21 protein-coding genes and 1 tRNA gene are annotated in these 17,770 nt (G+C 63.3%); 9 read left to right on the top strand and 13 right to left on the bottom strand.

From position 1 onward, the window contains the following. Positions 1–63: 63 nt before the first annotated feature. The 7 genes from leuS to AC5P7I_RS00155 all read left to right on the top strand — a co-directional run bounded on the left by leuS (position 64) and on the right by AC5P7I_RS00155 (position 6,243). Positions 64–2,706 (top strand): leucine--tRNA ligase, encoded by a 2,643-nt coding sequence (leuS, locus tag AC5P7I_RS00185; RefSeq protein ID WP_032961956.1) that lies wholly within the window; start codon positions 64–66, stop codon positions 2,704–2,706. Between the two features lie 137 nt (positions 2,707–2,843). After that, positions 2,844–3,419 (top strand): LPS-assembly lipoprotein LptE, encoded by a 576-nt coding sequence (locus AC5P7I_RS00180; protein ID WP_032961942.1) that lies wholly within the window; start codon positions 2,844–2,846, stop codon positions 3,417–3,419. A 12-nt stretch (positions 3,420–3,431) separates the two neighbouring features. Beyond that, positions 3,432–4,469, top strand: a complete 1,038-nt coding sequence (holA, locus tag AC5P7I_RS00175; RefSeq protein ID WP_032961944.1) for a DNA polymerase III subunit delta — start codon at positions 3,432–3,434, stop codon at positions 4,467–4,469. A gap of 3 nt (positions 4,470–4,472) precedes the next feature. Then, positions 4,473–5,138 carry a nicotinate-nucleotide adenylyltransferase gene (nadD, locus tag AC5P7I_RS00170; RefSeq protein WP_014647945.1) on the top strand — a complete coding sequence of 222 codons (666 nt, stop codon included), beginning with the start codon at positions 4,473–4,475 and terminating at the stop codon, positions 5,136–5,138. Positions 5,139–5,196: 58 nt separating this feature from the next. Then, positions 5,197–5,607 carry a ribosome silencing factor gene (gene rsfS, locus AC5P7I_RS00165; RefSeq protein ID WP_005418109.1) on the top strand — a complete coding sequence of 137 codons (411 nt, stop codon included), beginning with the start codon at positions 5,197–5,199 and terminating at the stop codon, positions 5,605–5,607. Positions 5,608–5,673: 66 nt separating this feature from the next. Next, the gene (gene rlmH, locus AC5P7I_RS00160; RefSeq protein ID WP_014647944.1) at positions 5,674–6,144 is read left to right on the top strand and encodes a 23S rRNA (pseudouridine(1915)-N(3))-methyltransferase RlmH; all 471 of its coding nucleotides are present in this window, start codon (positions 5,674–5,676) and stop codon (positions 6,142–6,144) included. Between the two features lie 22 nt (positions 6,145–6,166). Next, positions 6,167–6,243, top strand: a tRNA-Asn gene (locus AC5P7I_RS00155). A gap of 83 nt (positions 6,244–6,326) precedes the next feature. On the opposite strand, the gene AC5P7I_RS00150 is transcribed toward AC5P7I_RS00155, so the two are convergent. Beyond that, positions 6,327–6,614 carry a helix-turn-helix domain-containing protein gene (locus AC5P7I_RS00150; RefSeq protein ID WP_180840068.1) on the bottom strand — a complete coding sequence of 96 codons (288 nt, stop codon included), beginning with the start codon at positions 6,612–6,614 and terminating at the stop codon, positions 6,327–6,329. A 55-nt stretch (positions 6,615–6,669) separates the two neighbouring features. On the opposite strand from AC5P7I_RS00150, the gene AC5P7I_RS00145 reads away from it, so the two are divergent. After that, positions 6,670–7,218: a hypothetical protein gene (locus AC5P7I_RS00145; RefSeq protein WP_180840066.1), complete on the top strand. Its 549-nt coding sequence runs from the start codon at positions 6,670–6,672 to the stop codon at positions 7,216–7,218. Between the two features lie 86 nt (positions 7,219–7,304). On the opposite strand, the gene AC5P7I_RS00140 is transcribed toward AC5P7I_RS00145, so the two are convergent. The 7 genes from AC5P7I_RS00140 to AC5P7I_RS00110 form a co-directional block, all read right to left on the bottom strand. After that, on the bottom strand, positions 7,305–7,820 hold the full coding sequence (locus AC5P7I_RS00140; protein WP_180840064.1) for a hypothetical protein: 516 nt from the start codon (positions 7,818–7,820) through the stop codon (positions 7,305–7,307). Positions 7,821–7,913: 93 nt separating this feature from the next. Continuing rightward, positions 7,914–8,654 carry a GIY-YIG nuclease family protein gene (locus tag AC5P7I_RS00135; protein WP_180840062.1) on the bottom strand — a complete coding sequence of 247 codons (741 nt, stop codon included), beginning with the start codon at positions 8,652–8,654 and terminating at the stop codon, positions 7,914–7,916. Positions 8,655–8,719: 65 nt separating this feature from the next. Continuing rightward, positions 8,720–9,844, bottom strand: coding sequence for a DNA cytosine methyltransferase (locus AC5P7I_RS00130; protein ID WP_180840060.1), 1,125 nt, complete (start codon positions 9,842–9,844; stop codon positions 8,720–8,722). 14 nt (positions 9,845–9,858) lie between these two features. Further along, the gene (locus AC5P7I_RS00125) at positions 9,859–10,080 is read right to left on the bottom strand and encodes a ribbon-helix-helix domain-containing protein (RefSeq protein WP_180840057.1); all 222 of its coding nucleotides are present in this window, start codon (positions 10,078–10,080) and stop codon (positions 9,859–9,861) included. 82 nt (positions 10,081–10,162) lie between these two features. Continuing rightward, complete coding sequence (locus AC5P7I_RS00120; protein ID WP_180840055.1) at positions 10,163–10,579, bottom strand: DNA mismatch endonuclease Vsr; 417 nt, start codon at positions 10,577–10,579, stop codon at positions 10,163–10,165. Positions 10,580–10,755: 176 nt separating this feature from the next. Next, entirely contained in the window at positions 10,756–11,034 is a 279-nt protein-coding gene (locus AC5P7I_RS00115) for a hypothetical protein (protein WP_180840053.1), read from the bottom strand. Further along, on the bottom strand, positions 11,027–11,749 hold the full coding sequence (locus AC5P7I_RS00110) for a hypothetical protein (protein ID WP_180840051.1): 723 nt from the start codon (positions 11,747–11,749) through the stop codon (positions 11,027–11,029). The genes AC5P7I_RS00115 and AC5P7I_RS00110 overlap by 8 nt, the downstream gene beginning before the upstream one ends. Before the next feature lie 315 nt (positions 11,750–12,064). Here AC5P7I_RS00110 and AC5P7I_RS00105 point away from each other — a divergent pair, with 315 nt between their 5' ends. After that, positions 12,065–12,346 (top strand): hypothetical protein, encoded by a 282-nt coding sequence (locus tag AC5P7I_RS00105; protein WP_180834315.1) that lies wholly within the window; start codon positions 12,065–12,067, stop codon positions 12,344–12,346. Here the strand turns inward: AC5P7I_RS00105 and AC5P7I_RS00100 are convergent. The 5 genes from AC5P7I_RS00100 to AC5P7I_RS00080 form a co-directional block, all read right to left on the bottom strand. Further along, positions 12,339–12,617 carry a hypothetical protein gene (locus AC5P7I_RS00100; protein WP_180840049.1) on the bottom strand — a complete coding sequence of 93 codons (279 nt, stop codon included), beginning with the start codon at positions 12,615–12,617 and terminating at the stop codon, positions 12,339–12,341. The genes AC5P7I_RS00105 and AC5P7I_RS00100 overlap by 8 nt on opposite strands. Then, positions 12,610–13,110: a hypothetical protein gene (locus tag AC5P7I_RS00095; protein WP_164212638.1), complete on the bottom strand. Its 501-nt coding sequence runs from the start codon at positions 13,108–13,110 to the stop codon at positions 12,610–12,612. Before AC5P7I_RS00095 ends, AC5P7I_RS00100 begins: the two co-directional genes overlap by 8 nt. A 511-nt stretch (positions 13,111–13,621) precedes the next feature. Further along, on the bottom strand, positions 13,622–15,850 hold the full coding sequence (locus tag AC5P7I_RS00090; protein WP_180840047.1) for a VapE domain-containing protein: 2,229 nt from the start codon (positions 15,848–15,850) through the stop codon (positions 13,622–13,624). A 2-nt stretch (positions 15,851–15,852) separates the two neighbouring features. Beyond that, on the bottom strand, positions 15,853–16,134 hold the full coding sequence (locus AC5P7I_RS00085; protein WP_180840045.1) for a DNA-binding protein: 282 nt from the start codon (positions 16,132–16,134) through the stop codon (positions 15,853–15,855). Positions 16,135–16,477: 343 nt separating this feature from the next. Beyond that, positions 16,478–17,668, bottom strand: a complete 1,191-nt coding sequence (locus AC5P7I_RS00080) for a tyrosine-type recombinase/integrase (protein ID WP_180840043.1) — start codon at positions 17,666–17,668, stop codon at positions 16,478–16,480. Between the last annotated feature and the right edge of the window lie 102 nt (positions 17,669–17,770).

Below are 17,770 nucleotides of genomic sequence, written 5' to 3'. Positions count from 1 at the left end.
GATTGGAGCCATTTGCCGCACTGCGGTACGCTGTACCGCTTTGCCGCCGCATCCGCGTGTTCCATGACCAGCGCTGAAACCAACGCCTACGACCCGCAGCAGGTTGAATCCGCCGCCCAGCAGTACTGGGACGCCACCCGTGCCTTCGAGGTCGACGAGACTTCGGACAAGCCGAAGTACTACTGCCTGTCGATGCTTCCGTACCCGTCCGGTGCGCTGCACATGGGCCACGTGCGCAATTACACGATCGGCGACGTGATCAGCCGCTACAAGCGCATGACCGGCCACAACGTGCTGCAGCCGATGGGCTGGGACGCGTTCGGCCTGCCGGCGGAAAACGCTGCGATCAAGAACAAGACCGCGCCGGCGGCGTGGACCTACAAGAACATCGATCACATGCGCAGCCAGCTGAAGTCGCTGGGCTATGCCATCGACTGGTCGCGCGAGTTCGCCACCTGCCGTCCGGACTATTACGTCCACGAGCAGCGCATGTTCACCCGCCTGATGCGCAAGGGCCTGGCCTACCGCCGCAACGCGGTGGTGAACTGGGACCCGGTCGACCAGACCGTGCTGGCCAACGAGCAGGTCATCGACGGCCGCGGCTGGCGCTCCGGTGCGCTGGTGGAGAAGCGCGAGATTCCGCAATGGTTCCTGCGCATCACCGACTACGCCCAGGAACTGCTGGACGGCCTGGACGAGCTGGACGGCTGGCCGGAATCGGTCAAGACCATGCAGCGCAACTGGATCGGCCGTTCCGAGGGCCTGGAGATCCAGTTCGATGTGCGCGATGTCGATGGCAGCGCGCTGGACCCGCTGCGCGTGTTCACCACCCGCCCGGACACGGTGATGGGCGTGACCTTCGTGTCGATCGCCGCCGAGCACCCGCTGGCGCTGCATGCGGCGAAGAACAACCCGGAGCTGGCGGCGATGCTGGCCGACCTGAAGCAGGGTGGCGTGTCCGAGGCTGAACTGGAAACCCAGGAAAAGCGCGGCATGGACACCGGCCTGCGCGCGCTGCATCCGGTCACCGGCGAGCCGGTGCCGGTGTGGGTCGCCAACTTCGTGCTGATGGGCTACGGCACCGGCGCGGTGATGGCCGTTCCGGGCCATGACCAGCGCGACAACGAAGTGGCCAACAAGTACGGCCTGCCGATCAAGCAGGTGATCGCGCTGAAGGATGCGCGCACCGAAGAGGAGCGCAACTGGGACGGTAGCCGCTGGCAGGACTGGTACAGCGACAAGAGCCGTGCCTTCGAGCTGGTGAACTCGGCCGAGTTCGACGGCCTGGATTTCCAGGGCGCCTTTGAAGCCTTGGCCGAACGTTTCGAGCGCAAGGCCCAGGGCCAGCGCCGCGTCAACTACCGCCTGCGCGACTGGGGCGTGAGCCGCCAGCGCTACTGGGGCTGCCCGATTCCGGTGATCTACTGCGCCAAGTGCGGCGCGGTGCCGGTGCCGGAAGAGCAGCTGCCGGTGGTGCTGCCGGAAGACGTGGCCTTCGCCGGTACCGGCTCGCCGATCAAGACCGACCCGGAATGGCGCAAGACCACCTGCCCGGATTGCGGCGGCGCGGCCGAGCGCGAGACCGACACCTTCGACACCTTCATGGAGTCGAGCTGGTACTACGCCCGCTACACCTCGCCGGGTGCCCGTGATGCGGTCGACAAGCGCGGCAACTACTGGCTGCCGGTGGACCAGTACATCGGTGGCATCGAGCACGCGATCCTGCACCTGATGTATTTCCGCTTCTACCACAAGCTGCTGCGCGACGCGCGGATGGTGGACAGCAACGAACCGGCGCGCAACCTGCTGTGCCAGGGCATGGTGATCGCCGAAACCTATTACCGCCCGAACCCGGACGGCTCGAAGGACTGGATCAACCCGGCCGACGTGGAAGTGCAGCGCGACGAGCGCGGCCGCATCACCGGCGCCACCCTGATCGCCGACGGCCAGCCGGTGGTGGTCGGTGGTACCGAGAAGATGTCCAAGTCGAAGAACAACGGCGTGGACCCGCAGGCGATGGTCGGCAAGTACGGCGCCGATACCGTGCGCCTGTTCTCGATGTTCGCCGCACCGCCGGAACAGTCGCTGGAGTGGAACGAAGCCGGCGTGGACGGCATGGCCCGCTTCCTGCGCCGCCTCTGGGCCCAGGTGCAGAAGCACGCTGCCGACGGTGCCGCCCCGGCACTGGATACCGCGGCGCTGGATGCCAACCAGAAGGCGCTGCGCCGCAAGACCCATGAAACCATCGGCAAGGTCGGTGACGACTATGGCCGCCGCCACAGCTTCAATACCGCGATCGCTGCGGTGATGGAGCTGATGAACGCGCTGGCCAAGTTCGAGGATGGCAGCGAGCAGGGCCGCGCGGTGCGCCAGGAAGCGCTGCAGGCGATCGTGCTGCTGCTCAACCCGATCACCCCGCATGCCAGCCACGCCCTGTGGCAGGTGCTGGGTCATGGCGAGACGCTGCTGGAAGACCAGCCGTTCCCGCAGGCCGACAGCAGCGCGCTGGTGCGCGATGCGCTGACCCTGGCGGTGCAGGTCAACGGCAAGCTGCGTGGCACCATCGAGGTGGCGGCCGATGCCGCGCGCGAGCAGGTCGAGGCGCTGGCCCTGGCCGAGCCCAACGCGGCCAGGTTCTTGGAAGGCCTGACGGTGCGCAAGATCATCATCGTCCCGGGCAAGATCGTGAACATCGTCGCTGCCTGATGTCCCCGGCACCGGTCACCCGCGCGGTGGCCGGTGCCATTCCATGAGCAGGGCCGGGCGCCTGATGGCCCTGCATTCACGCGGCTTCGGGCACGCTGTGTGTTGCCGTGATCGCCCGGCTCCGCCAGACTGTCTCCATGACCCGAATCCTGCTTGCCCTCGTTCTTGTCCTCGGCCTCGCCGGCTGCGGTTTCCATCTGCGCAACAAGCTGATGCTGCCGACCGACACTGCCCCGGTGAAGGTGGTCTCCACCGCCCCGTACAGTGAACTGGTCAAGCTGCTCAACCGCAGCCTGCTGGCCTCCGGTGCCAAGCTGGCCGATGAGGACAGCAAGGGACCCAACGCCCAGCTGCAGGTGCTGTCCGAGCGCTGGGGTGACCTGCCGATCGCCATCGACTCGCAGGGCCGCGCACAGGAATACAGCCTGCGCTACGCGGTGATCTTCATCTTCCGCCGCGAGGATGGCAGCGAACTGGTGCCGCAGCAGGTGATCGAACTGTCGCGCGACTATGTGTCGCCGCCGACCGACGCCACCGGTACCACCACCGAACGCGAAATCCTGGCCACGGAGCTGCGCCGGGAAATGTCCGCCTCGATCATCCGCCGTATCGACAGCGTGGTCCGCGCCGAGATCGAGAAGGGCGGCAGCCTGTCCGCGCCGAAGGCCAAGCCGATCGAGGGTGCGGTGCCGGCCGCCGACGTCAAGCACTGAGCGGAAGCGACGATGGAACTGCGTCCGGAGCAGCTGGCCAGCCAGGGCGCTGACACCCCGTTGGCGCCGGTGTACCTGATCGCAGGCCCGGAAACCCTGCGCGTGCTGGAGGCGGCAGATGCCGTCCGCGCGCGCGCGCGCGCCTCCGGCATCGGCGAACGCGAAGTGTTCGACGCCGACGGGCGGGATTTCGACTGGAACCAGCTCGACGCCAGCTTCAATGCGCCCAGCCTGTTCAGCGCCCGCCGCCTGGTCGAGGTGCGCCTGCCCAGCGGCAAGCCCGGCAAGGACGGCGCCGAAGTGATCAGCCAGTTCTGCGCCAATCCGGCGCCGGACGTGGTGCTGATGATCACCGCCAATGAATGGAGCAAGGCCCATCAGGGCAAGTGGGCCGAGGCGGTCAGCCGCATCGGCGTGCTGTCGGTGGCCTGGGCGATCAAGCCGCACGAACTGCCGGACTGGATCGAGCGCCGCCTGCGCGGCAAGGGCCTGCGTGCCGACCCGGCCGCCGTGCAACGCCTGGCCGAGCGGGTGGAGGGCAACCTGCTGGCCGCCGCCCAGGAAATCGACAAGCTGGCGCTGTTGGCCGATGGCCAGCCGCTGGATGTGGAGCGGATGGAATCGCTGGTGGCTGACGCTGCCCGCTACGACGTGTTCCGGCTGGTGGAGGCGACGTTCTCCGGCCAGCCGCCGGCCGTGCTGCGCATGCTGGCTGGCCTGCGCGGCGAAGGCGAAGCGGTGGCCGCACTGATGCCGATCGTGATCCGTGAACTGCTGGCCGGTGCCGGCCTGGCCCGTGTGCAGGCCCGTGGCGGCAACCTGGCCGCCGAAATGAAATCGCGTGGCATCTGGGAATCACGGCAGGCGCCCTACAAGCGCGCGCTGCAGCGGCACCCGGAAGGCAAGCGCTGGGAACGCTTCGTGGCCGAAGCCGGGCTGGTCGACCGCATCGCCAAGGGGCGGGCCGACGGCGATGCCTGGCTGGCGCTGGAGCGCCTGCTGGTGGCCGTGGCCGAACCGCGTGCCGTGCGCCTGCTGGCGCGGGCCTGAGCGATGAGCCTGCGGATCTATTACGGGGGCACCTTCGATCCGGTGCACCTGGGGCATCTGGCAATCGCGCGAGCCGCCCGGGACGAACTGCAGGTGGCCGTGCGCATGTTGCCGGCAGGCGATCCGCCGCACCGTGCGGTGCCCGGCGCTACCGCCGAGCAGCGCTGCACCATGTTGTCGCTGGCCATCGGCGACGAACCGGGCCTGCTGCTGGACCGTCGTGAACTGGACCGTGCCACGCGCTATCCCGGTCGTCCGTCCTACACCGTCGATACCCTGCGCGAGCTGCGTGGCGAGCTGGGCCCAAGCCGGCCACTGGCCTGGCTGGTGGGCGCCGACAGCCTGCTGGGCCTGTCCGGCTGGCACGAATGGGAGGCCCTGTTCGGGCTGGCCCACTTCGTGGTGGCCGAGCGGCCGGGCAGCCCGCTGCAGGCGTCGATCGACGGTGAACTGGGGCGTGCCCTGCAGGGGCGCTGGGCCGACAACGAACAGGCCCTGTTCGCCAGCCCGGCCGGGCGCATCCTGCGCCTGCACCACCCGCTGCGCGAGGAATCGGCCAGCGCCGTGCGCTCGCAGATCGCCGCCGGTGGCCCCTGGCGCGCCCTGCTGCCGCCGGCTGTCGCGGACTACGTCGCTGCACACGGGCTGTACCGCCCGGCCACAGCGTGAATGGCGCCGCCGTGCCATCCCCGTATAATCGCCCCCACGTTTATCGAGTCGATCCACTTTGAGCAACCAGACCCAGCCCCAGACCATCAAGGTCGATCTGCCCAGCCCGCCGCCGTCCGTGCCGGAACTGCTGGCCAGCGTCCGCCAAGCCACCGAAGACCTGAAGGCCAAGGACCTGGTCGAGATCGACGTGCGCGGCCGGTCCAGCGTTGCCGACTACATGATCGTCGTTTCGGGCACCTCGACCCGCCACGTCAAGTCGATCGCCGATGAAGTCGTGCGCTTCGCCAAGAACATCGACGTGATGCCGCTGGGTGTTGAAGGCGAGCGCGAAGCCGAGTGGGTGCTGGTCGATCTGGGCGACGTGATCGTCCACGTGATGCTGCCGCGCGTGCGTGAGTTCTACGCCCTCGAGCGCCTGTGGACCGTTGGCGACCAGCCGCCGTCCAGCGACGACGAAGTGGCCTGAGCCGCACGTTGATGCATCCCTTCGACGGCGCCGATGGCGCCGTCGACGTTTTGGAGGACCGTGTAGATGAAAGCCCGCCTGATCGCCACCGGTGAACGCGCGCCCAGCTGGGTCGCGCAGGGCTTCGCCGAGTACCAGAAGCGGCTGTCGCACTGGCTGCCGTTCGAGCTGGTGGAAATCGAGCCCGGCTTGCGCGGCAAGGGACGTGATCCGCGCCGCGCCACTGAAGAGGAAGGCAAGCGGGTCATCGCCGCGCTGCCGAAGAACGCCTATGTGGTGGCACTGGATGTGCCAGGACGACAGCTGAGTTCCGAACAGCTGGCACAGCGCCTGGAGCATTGGCGCGGGCAGGGCCGCGACCTGGCGTTCCTGATTGGTGGCCCGGAAGGGCATTCGCCGGAGGTGTCCGCGCTGGCCGACGAGAAGTGGTCGATCGGACCGCTGACGCTGCCGCACATGCTGGTGCGCCTGGTGGTGGCCGAGCAGCTGTATCGGGCCGCCGCAATGATTGCCAATCACCCCTACCATCGCGCGTGAAGAGTGGTTATACTAGTCGTCTGCCCGAATAGCTCAGCCGGTTAGAGCACTTGACTGTTAATCAGGGGGTCGTTGGTTCGAGTCCAACTTCGGGCGCCATATGATTCAAGCACTTAGGCCGCGCATCGTCGCGGCCTTCGTCTTTTGTGGGTTGCTGAAAACACGAAAGCAACACAGAAGCGTCACCCTCGCTGCTTAGACCCCTTCCGCGTCTTCGGTGACGTCGCACGCCCACGCTGCGCCAGGTACTCGCCCAGCAGCTCCTGCGGGGCGACGCCCATGGCCTCGGCGAACTCCACCAACTCCACGGCGTCGATGCGCCGCTCCCCGCGCTCGCACTTGGACACGAAGGTCTGCGTGTTACCCAGGCGCTCGGCCAGCTCGATCTGCGTCACGCCCACCCGCTTACGGACCGCCTTCAGGACGGCCAGCAGGAGTTGGTAATCGCGGTTGTGGGTCGATTGGGCCATCGCGCGGTGACATGAAGTTCACCGCACGCTAGAGTCCGTGTTGGATTAGTCCAAAATGGACTATTCAAAGCCACCACATCAAGGGGACATAAACATGAGACTTTTGGCCTTCCTGTTCTTCGCCATGCTCACCGGGTGCTCGACCACTACGGGCAGCGGCGCCAACGTCACCCGCAGCGGATTCGACGGCGCGCGGGTCGTGACCATCAACGGTCACGGCAACGCCTGCAAGTCGATGCGCTGCACCGGCCTAGGCGCGCAGTGGACCTCCAAGAACCCGAAGGAGTCGGTCCTGATCGTCTATCTCTTTAACGACATCAAGGGCATCACTGGCGCATCGCTCAACATCGACGGACAGACCTACGACCTCTCGACCATGCAGCCCTTCACCAACTTCAATGAGTTCGGCGCGGCGACGCAGGAGTCTCGCAAGGGGTTCCTCGTGCCACTTGACCTCATCCGCAAGATCACCGCATCGCAGCGGACGTGGCTGAGGGTTCAGACCACCGGGGGATACGTCGAGGACGCGGTCATCGACGGGCAGACCGATAGCAAGGCGTACCACGCGCTCAAGCGCTTTCTGGCCTCAGTGGATCAGGGCTAATCCACAGTCGCGCGACGGCGCACAAGGCAATGAAAGGAGGGCCACCTTCGCGGCGGCCCTTTCTTGTACACGGCGGGAGAACGGCGTCAGCCGTCGGACGGCGCGGGCTCGACCACGCGCACGGTGGACAGCGCCTCGGCGGACTGCTCCCCGTCCATGTCGGCTGGGTGGTGCTTCTGACGAGGCGGCACCTCGACGCCTTTCTTGCGCATGTCGTTGGCATACCACCGAACTGACTTGGCCGTCGCCGCCGCGCCCTCAATCTGCGCGTTGACCATCTCGGCCACTAGCGCGTGGGGGAAGCCAGCGGGGTCCATCAGGATCGCGCGGGCGAGCGCGCCGACGCCCTTGCCGTGGAGCTTCTTCTCTGTCGCTTCGGGTGCCTCGGCGGCCTCGGCTTTCGGCTCTGCGCGCTCCTTGGTCGCCTTGGGCTTCTTCGGCTGCCCGAACGAGGCCAGGTCTATGTCCTTGGCCTCGGCGACCTGCTCGATCCGGGCGACGAGCTTGCTCCGGGTCGCGAACGTCTTGGGACCCGCCGGCTTGTCGGCGATCCGGTTGTGCAGGTCCAGCAGTGCCTTGGTGGGCATGTCTTCCAGCTTCATGGCGTTCTCCTACGTGTTGGTGGGCACGCAGGCATTAGGTCGCGGTTCCCTCGACCCGGGAGCCCCCCCCTCTTTTATGGAACGGGCTCTGACTCACTCATCGCCATCGCCCTCTTCGCCACTCTTTTGCTCCACTGACGCAGCCCCACCTAGTGCGGCATACCGCCGATCAGCAAGCCACTGCAATCGTTTTGCTTGAGTGAGTAAGACCCTACGCAAACCGCCTTGAACTTTTCGCTCCGATATCACCTGCGCCAATCTGGAGATAATTAGCGCACGTCGTGCAATACGGAAGTCGGGGTGAGATCGCAGCTTGTAGACCTCATCAGACACGATCTTCATCCTGAAGGACTTCGGCAGCGTCACTTCAACAGTGGGAGGCGGCGGGTCCTTTTCGTTCAGAACCGCCTTGAACTCGCTCTTTTCAATCGCGTCTTTATAGACCAATGATTCAAGCGCATTCAAATGCGCCTTCGCTGCCTCTTTCTCTGCCTTTGACATGCTCTTCTGAAAATCGGGCAGAGGCCAAACTTCAATCTCATAGACTTCGAATGGATCAAGCACCGACATGGCCACGGCGTCGGTCCTCTGATTCGTCAGATGCCGCCGAATGCGCGTACGCAACTTCTCATTCGTCTGACCGACGTAAATCGGCTCGCCGTCATAGTCGAAGAATGCATAGACGCCCCAAGTGAAGTTCCCGACCTTACTTTTCACCTGCGTATTGGGATCCTCGAAAGCAGCATCGAGGAAGGCTGCCAAATTCTTGCGGAGATCCTCCGTCTCGAATGGCGGCACGTTGATGTTATCGGCAGTGATCTTTGCTGCGCTCAAGGCGGAGCTCCCCGGTGGTACACCCCACCGAGGATAGCGATTTGCAATTCAAATTGCGACGAAGTCTAGGCTGCTACCGCGATCTGCCGTTGAGGCAAGATCTTCTCCAATAAATTGGATGCAAGAAAGCGGACAACTGGCACAGCCACGCCGTCACCCGCTAAGTGGTAGGCCTCGTTGTAATTTACGGGCAACCGGTAAGAATCCGGCAACCCCATCAGCCTTGCCGCCTCGCGGGGTGACAGAAGCCGAGAACGAATTCGTCTCCCGTCAACAACGAGAATCGTTTGTCGACTTGAGCCGCCACTAGGCGTACGCAGACATCCAGCGACATCATCGAAACGAACCTCGGCGCGTTGAGTGCCATTTCGCGTCCTGCGATACAACGCACCCACCATCTTCTTTTTGCTTTTCTTCGCAGTCTCAACTTTGGAACGGTTGAGGGGGGTCATCATGTCCAGCAGTTTCTTCGTCTCTTCAGGCGTATGCCATTTAACACCTTGAGGCTCATCTTCTATGAGGTCTGCAAACGTCGTAAGACGCGGCCCAGGAGAAGGCAGATTCCACCAGACCCACTTGGATTTCGCACGTCCAGACAAATCCTCGTGAGCATTCACCAAAGCCTCGTTTTGCCACGGCAACTGCGGTTGCGACGCGCGAAGATAGCTTGGGACTTCAATGTCTCCGGCCACGCCGATGAAGAACAGGCGAGGTCTGGACTGCGGCAGGAAGCGCACCGCATCTATGACCACAGCACCGAAGCGATAACCCGCTCCAGCTAGGGCGGACGAGATCGCGGAGAAGTCGCGCCCCCCGTGTGAAGTGAGTGCTCCGCAAACGTTCTCTAGGACCACGAGCTTTGGAGCACGGTTCTCCTTAGCGAGCTTCCGCACAAGTTCCCAGAATGGCCAAAACGTGCCCGACCGGTTACCGTCAAGGCCGGCTCCAGCCCCGGCAAGCGAAAGGTCCTGACAAGGAAATGACGCCCACACCAGGTCTGGCCGACCTGGGAGATCCTCGGCTCTAATCTTCGCTACATCGCCGACATGCAATTCGTCCGAACCCCAGTTAGCCGCGTAAATCGCCGCCTTCTTAGGATCGAAGTCATTGGCAAACGCGCAGTCCCAACCCTCGCCCAAGCCTGCACGCGCCATCCCACCGCCAGCGAAAAACTCAAAAAATTTGTGCACGGGCTTGTATCTTCCTATTTGGTTTTTCGCCGATTGCCCGCTGCCAAAGGAGCTTCAAGCAGCGGCCACTGATCTCGTACGTATTGTTCTGCTGCATCGCGGACCACCCAGGCCAATGACACCTTCTTTTCTCTGGCGAGCCCTTCGAGGGTTTCGTACAGATCAGCAGGAAAACTGACCGAGAGCCGCGTGCTCCTCAGCTCCACGTCGCGTTCTGTTGTCGGTTTGCTGACCATCTGGCGCATCCGGAAAGGATGCACCACGTTACACCACTACGGTGCAGTTGAAAACGAGGGGGCCCAGCTCGGTTCGATTAGATCAACGTCGGTTCTCGGGAGGTGAGATCCGCCGGTAGAGCCTGTCCAAGTTCGTCGGGCTCAATTGACACTCCCACACCGTAAGGACGCGCCAGCCAAGCCGGCGCAGCCTCCCCGCTACGAGTTGATCGCGCTCCTTATTCTTCCTGATCTTGGAGAGCCAGTAGGCGGTAGTTGTCTCCGGTAGGCGGGCGCGGCGACAGTTCTCGTGCCCGTGCCAGAAGCACCCATGAACAAACACTACGGCCCCGCGCTTGGGGAACACCAAATCAGGCTTACCCGGCAGCCGGCTGTCGTGCAGCCGGTAGCGGAGGCCGCGCTTGTGAAGATACGAACGCACGACCATCTCCGGTTTGGTGTCGCGGCTCCGGATAAGGGACATCCGGTGGCTGCGTGCCGCTGGATCCAAGAAGTCCATGCCGCATCATGCCGCGGAAGCGCCGACATGTGAGGCGCTCTGATTGCCTGTCGGCGGGGGCGTGCTGCCTAAGTGATTGAAAAAGAAGGGGATGCCCTTGGGGCATCCCCTCCGAAACACGGCCGGGCCACCCGTTGCCCTCTGCGCACCTAACCAACCCGGCCGGGTTTGCCCGGTCAGGCTGAGCAGAGCGCGAGGTGCGCCTGGTGGTAGCCAAGTCGGTCGGCCCGGCGCTTCGTGGCGCGGTCCACGTACAGGTCCAGCGCGCGGCAGTACGGCATCCCCGCCAGGCGCGCCGCGTCGTCGAAGTAGTCGGAGTACGGGCGGACGCCCGCGGCCTCGGCCCGCTCGGCCAGGGCTTCGAGCAGGTCGCGGCCGGTGCGCAGGGCGACGGCCAGCCCGGCGAGCGCGATCGCCACCGGGTGGTCCGCCGAGTAGTGGGCCAGCTTATTCATCGCCGCCCCCGATCAGTTCGTGGTCGATGTCCCGCTCGCGCATCGCGAGCTGGATCGAGCTGATGGGGTTGGCCTTGCCGGCGTTCCAGGCGCGGATGGTGACCAGGATGCCCTGGAGGCGCGCGTCGCCCAGCTTCACGTACTCCTGGACCTTGAGGTAGTCGTCCATGCGCATGGCGGTGGCCAGCTCGACGGGGCCGACCGGGCGGTCCTTGGACGGCATGCGGTCGATCAGGGACAGCACCGCCGAGGCCAGGGCCAGGTTGCGCGTGCCGACGGCGACCTGGGCCATGTGGCCGAGCTCGGCGGGGCCGGCGTGCTGGAGCTGCTGGAGGTACTCGGTGCGCTTGGGGTCGCCCAGGGCCGCGCGGGCCAGGACTTTCGCCGGGGAGTCGTAGAACTGGCGCTGGCCGATCAGCTGGGCGTGCGGGGCGCCCGCGTCCTTGATGATCTTGTCGAGCTCGGCCTTGGAGTTGTCCTTGATCTCGCGGACGGTGGCGACGGTCTCGTGCTCGGCGAAGCGGGCGACGTCAGCCCCGCCGATGCCGGGGGCGCTCTTCCAGCGCGCGGCGATCTGCTGCTTGCGGGTCGCGATATCCTTGTTCAGGCGCTCGATCGCGGCGAGGGTGCGCTTGTGCAGCAGGTCCAGGGTCGAGGCAAGCTCGCCGATCTGCTGGGTGCTGAGGAGGGGGGTATCGCTGAGGTTGATCTTCATGGGTCGTTGGCTCCTGCGAGGGTTGTGGTCCTCCGGTCGCCTGTCACGAGCGCATCCCCAGCCTTGGGGTGGTCTGCGCGCCAATGCGCTGACCGGATGCCTGCAATGTGTCGCGGAGCGTTGGGCGCGAACGCCATCGTTCTCCTGACGTGTTTCCCTCGAAGCTGCCGCCGTCACTGCGGCTTACCAATCATGGGCTTGGCATCGCGCGACCCACCGATGGAATGTTAGAGGGTTGAAGTCGTCGCAGGATTTGCGACGCGTTCGTGGTTCCATTTACTGGCATCAAACCGATGCGCACGGGGGAGCCAACCAATGGCGAACAATCTGATTGTGTCGTACGACCTGTACAGCCCAGGGCAGGATTACTCGAAGGTTATTGATGCGATCAAAGCCCTGGGCTCGTGGGCGAAGATCCATAAGTCTGTCTGGTACGTCAATTCCAACTACACGGCAGCCCAGGCTGTTGATAAAGTCTGGGCGACGATGGACCGCAACGATTCCCTGTTCGTGGCAGATGCCACCAACAACAATGCAGCTTGGCAGAACCTGAGTGACGAGGTCTCGAACCACATCAAGGATCAGTGGTTCAAATAGCAGGGCGTTGGCTGGGTGGCTGTGACTGGCTCTCGCGATTGATGCTGCCATGCTCGCGTCGCCCCTCGTACTCCTGTGACATGCGCTCCCAGGTATCGGCGTCCAGGCGCGGCACTGGGCCGATGCAGGTCATCTCGCTGCGACGAGCCAGGGCATCGCGCCCACCCATCGCCTGGACTGCATCTGGCGAGGTGTCGTGGATCGCGTCCAGCATTGCGTCGATCTGGGCGGCGCGCTGCACCACCTCGGCCACGCTCAGGTTCTCACTCATCGTCTTGCTCCTTGTTCGCGTTGTATTTGCCCAGTAGGGCGACAAGTTGCGCACGCTCAGTGGCAGGCATCCGCAGCAGCCCATCTGCTGACAGGCCTGTGTCTTCGACTTTGACGCGCAGGCGTTCAGCCATCTCGTCGCCGTAGTGGAACTTAAGCATCACTTCCAGCAGGCGATCGCTGTGCTTCTTCACTGTGAGCGCGCGCTGTTCGCCTGTGTGTGGGTCGCGTTCTGTTGAGACTTGGCCTTGGTAGATGACTGGCTCATCCACGCCGACAACAGCGCGCCGATATGCTTCTTCGAGAAGGGCATCCATCGCGATCTGGATGGACTTCTCCCAGCGACGCTTGAAATCTAGGTCGTTCTGCTTGTACTCGAACGCAAGGCGCCTGGAGATGCCGCACACCTGAGCCGCCTGTTTCGGCGAAGCTGTGTCCTCCAGAACCTGGAGAAAGACCTCCTGCACCTCTGGTGTGAACTTCTTCGTGGCCATGGCCAGTTCCCAAAAGGTGGTGTTGAACTTGATCGTGCCGTGTCATGCGCGCGAGGCACGCCAGCACTTATGCATGCCGATCAATCGCTTGGGATGCATGGGTCACCCGAACCCCGATTAGATGTCCTGAGTCCACGCGCGCGAGGGAGAGGTCTGGCGCGCAGTTGGACGAAGATCCGACGCATTCCCCGCATTGGTGCCACGCCCACCACATTCGACCAGGTACTCGCCTTTTCGATGTCTGTTGCACTCCCTTGCTGCTGCGCCAGGCGGCCAGAAATCCTTATGCTGCAAGACTTGTTGCTTCGTTGCTGCAGTTGCGCTCGATCTGCTTTAACTGCCAGGACTGTCTTGCCCTTCAGCCCCTAATCTGGCTAGGGCTTTCTCTTTCCAGGGTTTAAGTAAAAAAGAGCAACAAGAGCAACAGAGCAACGAGTCTTGCAGCACAAGGCTTTCGGGCGCTGCCCATGGCCACTGAGGGTCAGCAACCAAGGCAGCGCCCAGCCTCATGTCATGGCCTCATGTAGCCGCGTCCCTGCTTTCCTTCATGTCCAACGCGCACGTTGTTTTTGTGTTCCCAGCCCAAATACTTCTCCATCACGATCTTCAGGCGCTGTGTGTGCTCAGGACGCAGGCTTCCTGCGGGAATCTGTAGCGCATCGGTCAACAGCATGCTGGTATGCACACGATCCATCGGCTCGACTTCTTTGTAATTTTCATCGCCAACCCAGACGATCTTGCGATCAACATAGGCGCGTAAGATGTCAGCCCACGGGTCTTCTGAAACACGCTCTTCCTGCTCGATGGCTGCCATCGCCCACAGGTCCTGCGGCAGGAACAGTGATTCGCCTTCTGCCTCCCTGGTAGCAGCTTCTGCCCAGAGCTGGTCGCGATCAGCTACCAAGGCCTCCAGGTCGATAACGCCGACCTTCACGGGCCAGAAGCGCCTGTTGCCTGTCTGGTCCTTCAGATAGGTCGCTTGGTTGGTAGTGCCGATGAAGATGCACTGACGCCGCAATTCTTCATGCATGCGGCCATAAGGGCGACGGACATTGTCGATGCTGCTCGACACGAACGCCTTGAGTGCCTCGACGCCTGACTTGGACAGGACGGACATCTCACCCAATTCGATGATCCAGCGCCCCTCCAATGACAGCGGTGCATCTTTTGACTCTGTGTTGCCAATGGGTGAATCCGAGAACCACTCGACGTGCGGCGACAACAGCTTGACGAACGAGCTCTTGCCGCTGCCCTGACTTCCTTCCAGGACAATGACGTTGTCGAACTTGCAACCAGGCTGGCGAACGCGCCTCACAGCGGCAATCAAGGTCTTGGCGCCGATGGCGCGAACGTAGGCACTGTCCATCGCACCTGCATACGTCACCAACAGCTTGTCGATGCGGGGAACGCCATCCCAGGTCAATCCATCCAAATAGTCACGCACTGGATGCACGGTATTTTCGCGGCCAATGGTGAGCGCAGCCTCCAAGACGTCTTCCTTTGTCCAGTTTGCATCAGTAGCCTCGACGAAGTACTGGCGGATACGGCGCACCACGTCATCATCCAACCTGCGGCCTACGTCCACATTCCATGGCAAGTCTGCTGCCGTGAGGTGCGTTGATCCGCAGAACTCGTCATACGCCAAGCCAAGCTGGTCGCGGATATGGCGCATCAGCTTCAGGCAGTTCGGGAAACTGCTGACGATCTTGCCAGCGTCAGTGCGTCTCATCGCGGGCAACTGCTCGCCCTCGAACGGCACAATGTCGAAGTCCTCTTCTGGGGCTGAGCGTGGCACGGCTCCACCTGCGGCCTGCACCACCTTGTGCAGGTACTTCACGGTGATCGGCTTTCCTGCGCGCCCTGCCGAATGCAGTGAATCCCAGCGGCGCCCGATGATGTGGCGATGATCCGCGTATTCGGGGTCGTCGGTACTCCAGTCGATGAACTGCTCGCGCCCCTCACCAGCAGTGGCGTGATGGCATGCCATCATCAGGCTGAGCCATTCCTCATGTTCGCGGAAGTTACTGGGGTCGAGATGTTCCAGGGCTGAGGCAAGCATCTCTGGGGTAAGTTCGCCCCACAGTTCTGCATCCGTCCCCTGTTGTAGTTCGGGCCTGCGGATCAGCTCCAGGAGCGAATCTGGCGCTTGCGGAGTCTCATCCAGGCCAACCAGGAAGAACTCGGGCTCATAACGCTTGCCATTGGGGTGCACGGAACCTGCCGCGACGACCTGCTGGCCTGCCGTCTTGAACTCGACACCTGGGTACTTTGCCAGCGTGCCAAGGATGGGCATGTCTGCAGGCTTGTGCAGGTGATAGTGGTGGCCGCCACCGCCCGTGATTACATGCGGGCACGCATCCAAATGCAGGCCGATGTCGCTGGCGAGTTCAGCTAGGCTGTCGCGGCCTGCAGGATAGTTACGCGGATCGGCATCGATGACGAGGTCAATCGGGCGCAGGCGGACGCCCACGTTCAGCCCTTCGCGTTCCGCGTGTGCCAATACTTCGGCGGGGTCGGTCTGGGCGCGTGTCCAGCCCGTTGAGATCGGCCGCTTGTCGCCGCGATGTAGGAGGATCAGACAGTGACCTGCTTCGGCGTAGGCCTGCATGGATGCAAATGACGGCTTCAGAGCGGCTGGTCCCGCGACATCATTGCCCCAGTGAGCCTTGGACAGCTCCGTCTCCTGGTCAGTCGTACCCTTGCGCCCGCCTTGCCCGCGGGCGTTTTCTTTCATGTCCATACTCAGCCCTCCATATCAGCGCCACGGCGCTTCATGTGGGCCCGCAGGTCGCCCATGCGGTATCGGACTGTGCGCGACCCGACTACCAAGTGTGGCGGATGGCTTTCGGGGCGCTGCGTACGGCTCCAGGCCAGCGTGCGGGGTGTCAGGCGCAGGAAGGCAGCAGCCTCGATGCTGGTGACGACGGCGTCGTCAGGCAGGGCATGCAGTTCAGATAGTTCTTGGGGATTGAGCCTTTTGGGCTCGTAGGGTGTGAGCCTCTTTGGCTCATTGGCGGTTGCCATTGGCAAGTTCCTTGTCAGAAGCCGCCCCATGGGCACCATGCCCTTGGGACACATCCGCAACCTTTCGTCGCAGATAGGACCCGTGCATCCCTTGTTATCGGGCGGGCCTCGGCTGTTCTTGCCGCCGAAAGCACTTCTGACCGCCATAGCAATTGCCGACGATCCTCCGGGTCAGTTGCTGACCAAGATTGAGTCGATAGTAGCGGCTAACGACAACCAAGGAAACCATCGTCTTGCCAGATTGGCCAGGTGGCTCCGTGTCGCGATCGAATGGCCTCGGGCTGCTCAGCACCAGGGTCGAAGCCATCGGAAGCGACACGGCCCATCTGGTGAGACCGCGCGGCTATTCTTTGAGCCGTGGCGGCCACGATCCAGGTTCGTGGACCAAGCCCAGAGCGTCGAGGATGTAGGCAGATGCCTTCTCTTGATGCTCGCGCAGGTGGTCGAGCGAAGGGTGCAGGTAGCCCATGGTGACGCCGCCGCTGGATGCGCTGTGATTCAGCAGGAACTTCAGTTCCAGCAGTGGTACGCCGGCCTGCAAGGCCAGCGATGCGTAGGCATGGCGCAGCGCATGCCCCGTGAGGCCGTCCAGTTCGGATTGCTGCACCTCGGCGACGTGCCCACTTTTGCTGTCGGAAGGAAACAACCATGGATTCCTGCGGCTCATCGCAGAATTGGTGGCAGCCCTGTGGGCGACCAGATCAGCCAGCGCAGATGACAACGGCAGGTCGAAGGCGCGGGCAGCGCCGCCCTTGGGCGAGGGAACGTGCAGGGCATTACCTTCCTCGCTGATGTGCTCCATCTTGGACTCGCAGGTAGCTGTGCGCCGCATCCCTGACAGCATCATGAACAGGTTAAGGTCTCGCCTGACGGGTGACAGACCCAGCACTGCCTTGCCCCACGCCTTTAGGCGATCCGCCTCGACGTCCACCTTCCTGCGCTTCTGGCCGTGGAAGTCCACATTCATCGCCGGGTTGGCGGGCAGTTCAGGATGCTCACGCAGACCGCGGTTGTACACCGCACGGAAGATGCGAAACACCGCGTCGGCGGTAGTAGCGCCGTTCTTTTTGGTGATGCGAGCATGGCGCTCGCGCACGCCAGCACGATCTGCACCTAGTTCGGCCAATGGCCTTTCTAGCCAGTCGGAAAGATACTGACCACAGTTGTAGCGGTATCCCTCGACCGTCTTCGCCGACAGCTTCTTTGCCGCGATATGCAGGTCCAGCGCCTGCTGTAGTGTCATCCCCCGAGCGCGTGCCTTCCTGCGCTCTTCGGTCGGATTGACGCCCGCGCGCATGGCGACCAGCGTCTTGGCGGCAAGCGCCCTCGCATCTTTCGCTGCCAGCGCAGGGTGCTCCCCGATTTTGGTTCGCACCTGCCGCCCGCGCACTAGGCTCTGCGTGTAGTACGAGCGTTTGGTGTTGGACACGATCAAGTAGAAACCCCGCAGTTCGGGATCGGCATACAGGACTGTGCGGCCACGCTCCACCGTCGGCGCCCGCTCGACGAGCGCCTGAGTGATCTTTGCTTTCATGGGTTGGATTCCTCGACGTTTGCGACACCGTCTGAACACGGTTTTTGCGCACAACAGCGCAAAGCTGCGCAAGCTCAAACCCTCAGACTCACCACCATAATG

The organism is Stenotrophomonas sp. YJH_SMC_138, assembly GCF_059369855.1.
The sequence above is the reverse complement of the archived record's forward strand: the minus strand, read 5'-3'. Positions and strand labels throughout refer to the sequence as shown.

Coding starts and splice junctions, on each gene's coding strand:
- nadD (WP_014647945.1), top strand. CDS start 4,473: ATGAGCCTGCGGATCTATTACGGGGGCACCTTCGATCCGGTGCACCTG.
- AC5P7I_RS00095 (WP_164212638.1), bottom strand. CDS start 13,110: ATGGCCACGAAGAAGTTCACACCAGAGGTGCAGGAGGTCTTTCTCCAG.
- AC5P7I_RS00105 (WP_180834315.1), top strand. CDS start 12,065: ATGGCGAACAATCTGATTGTGTCGTACGACCTGTACAGCCCAGGGCAG.
- AC5P7I_RS00140 (WP_180840064.1), bottom strand. CDS start 7,820: ATGAAGCTGGAAGACATGCCCACCAAGGCACTGCTGGACCTGCACAAC.
- AC5P7I_RS00115 (WP_180840053.1), bottom strand. CDS start 11,034: ATGAATAAGCTGGCCCACTACTCGGCGGACCACCCGGTGGCGATCGCG.
- AC5P7I_RS00125 (WP_180840057.1), bottom strand. CDS start 10,080: ATGGTCAGCAAACCGACAACAGAACGCGACGTGGAGCTGAGGAGCACG.
- AC5P7I_RS00120 (WP_180840055.1), bottom strand. CDS start 10,579: ATGGACTTCTTGGATCCAGCGGCACGCAGCCACCGGATGTCCCTTATC.
- AC5P7I_RS00085 (WP_180840045.1), bottom strand. CDS start 16,134: ATGGCAACCGCCAATGAGCCAAAGAGGCTCACACCCTACGAGCCCAAA.
- holA (WP_032961944.1), top strand. CDS start 3,432: ATGGAACTGCGTCCGGAGCAGCTGGCCAGCCAGGGCGCTGACACCCCG.
- AC5P7I_RS00080 (WP_180840043.1), bottom strand. CDS start 17,668: ATGAAAGCAAAGATCACTCAGGCGCTCGTCGAGCGGGCGCCGACGGTG.
- leuS (WP_032961956.1), top strand. CDS start 64: ATGACCAGCGCTGAAACCAACGCCTACGACCCGCAGCAGGTTGAATCC.
- AC5P7I_RS00150 (WP_180840068.1), bottom strand. CDS start 6,614: ATGGCCCAATCGACCCACAACCGCGATTACCAACTCCTGCTGGCCGTC.
- AC5P7I_RS00180 (WP_032961942.1), top strand. CDS start 2,844: ATGACCCGAATCCTGCTTGCCCTCGTTCTTGTCCTCGGCCTCGCCGGC.
- AC5P7I_RS00090 (WP_180840047.1), bottom strand. CDS start 15,850: ATGGACATGAAAGAAAACGCCCGCGGGCAAGGCGGGCGCAAGGGTACG.
- AC5P7I_RS00100 (WP_180840049.1), bottom strand. CDS start 12,617: ATGAGTGAGAACCTGAGCGTGGCCGAGGTGGTGCAGCGCGCCGCCCAG.
- rlmH (WP_014647944.1), top strand. CDS start 5,674: ATGAAAGCCCGCCTGATCGCCACCGGTGAACGCGCGCCCAGCTGGGTC.
- AC5P7I_RS00110 (WP_180840051.1), bottom strand. CDS start 11,749: ATGAAGATCAACCTCAGCGATACCCCCCTCCTCAGCACCCAGCAGATC.
- AC5P7I_RS00145 (WP_180840066.1), top strand. CDS start 6,670: ATGGACTATTCAAAGCCACCACATCAAGGGGACATAAACATGAGACTT.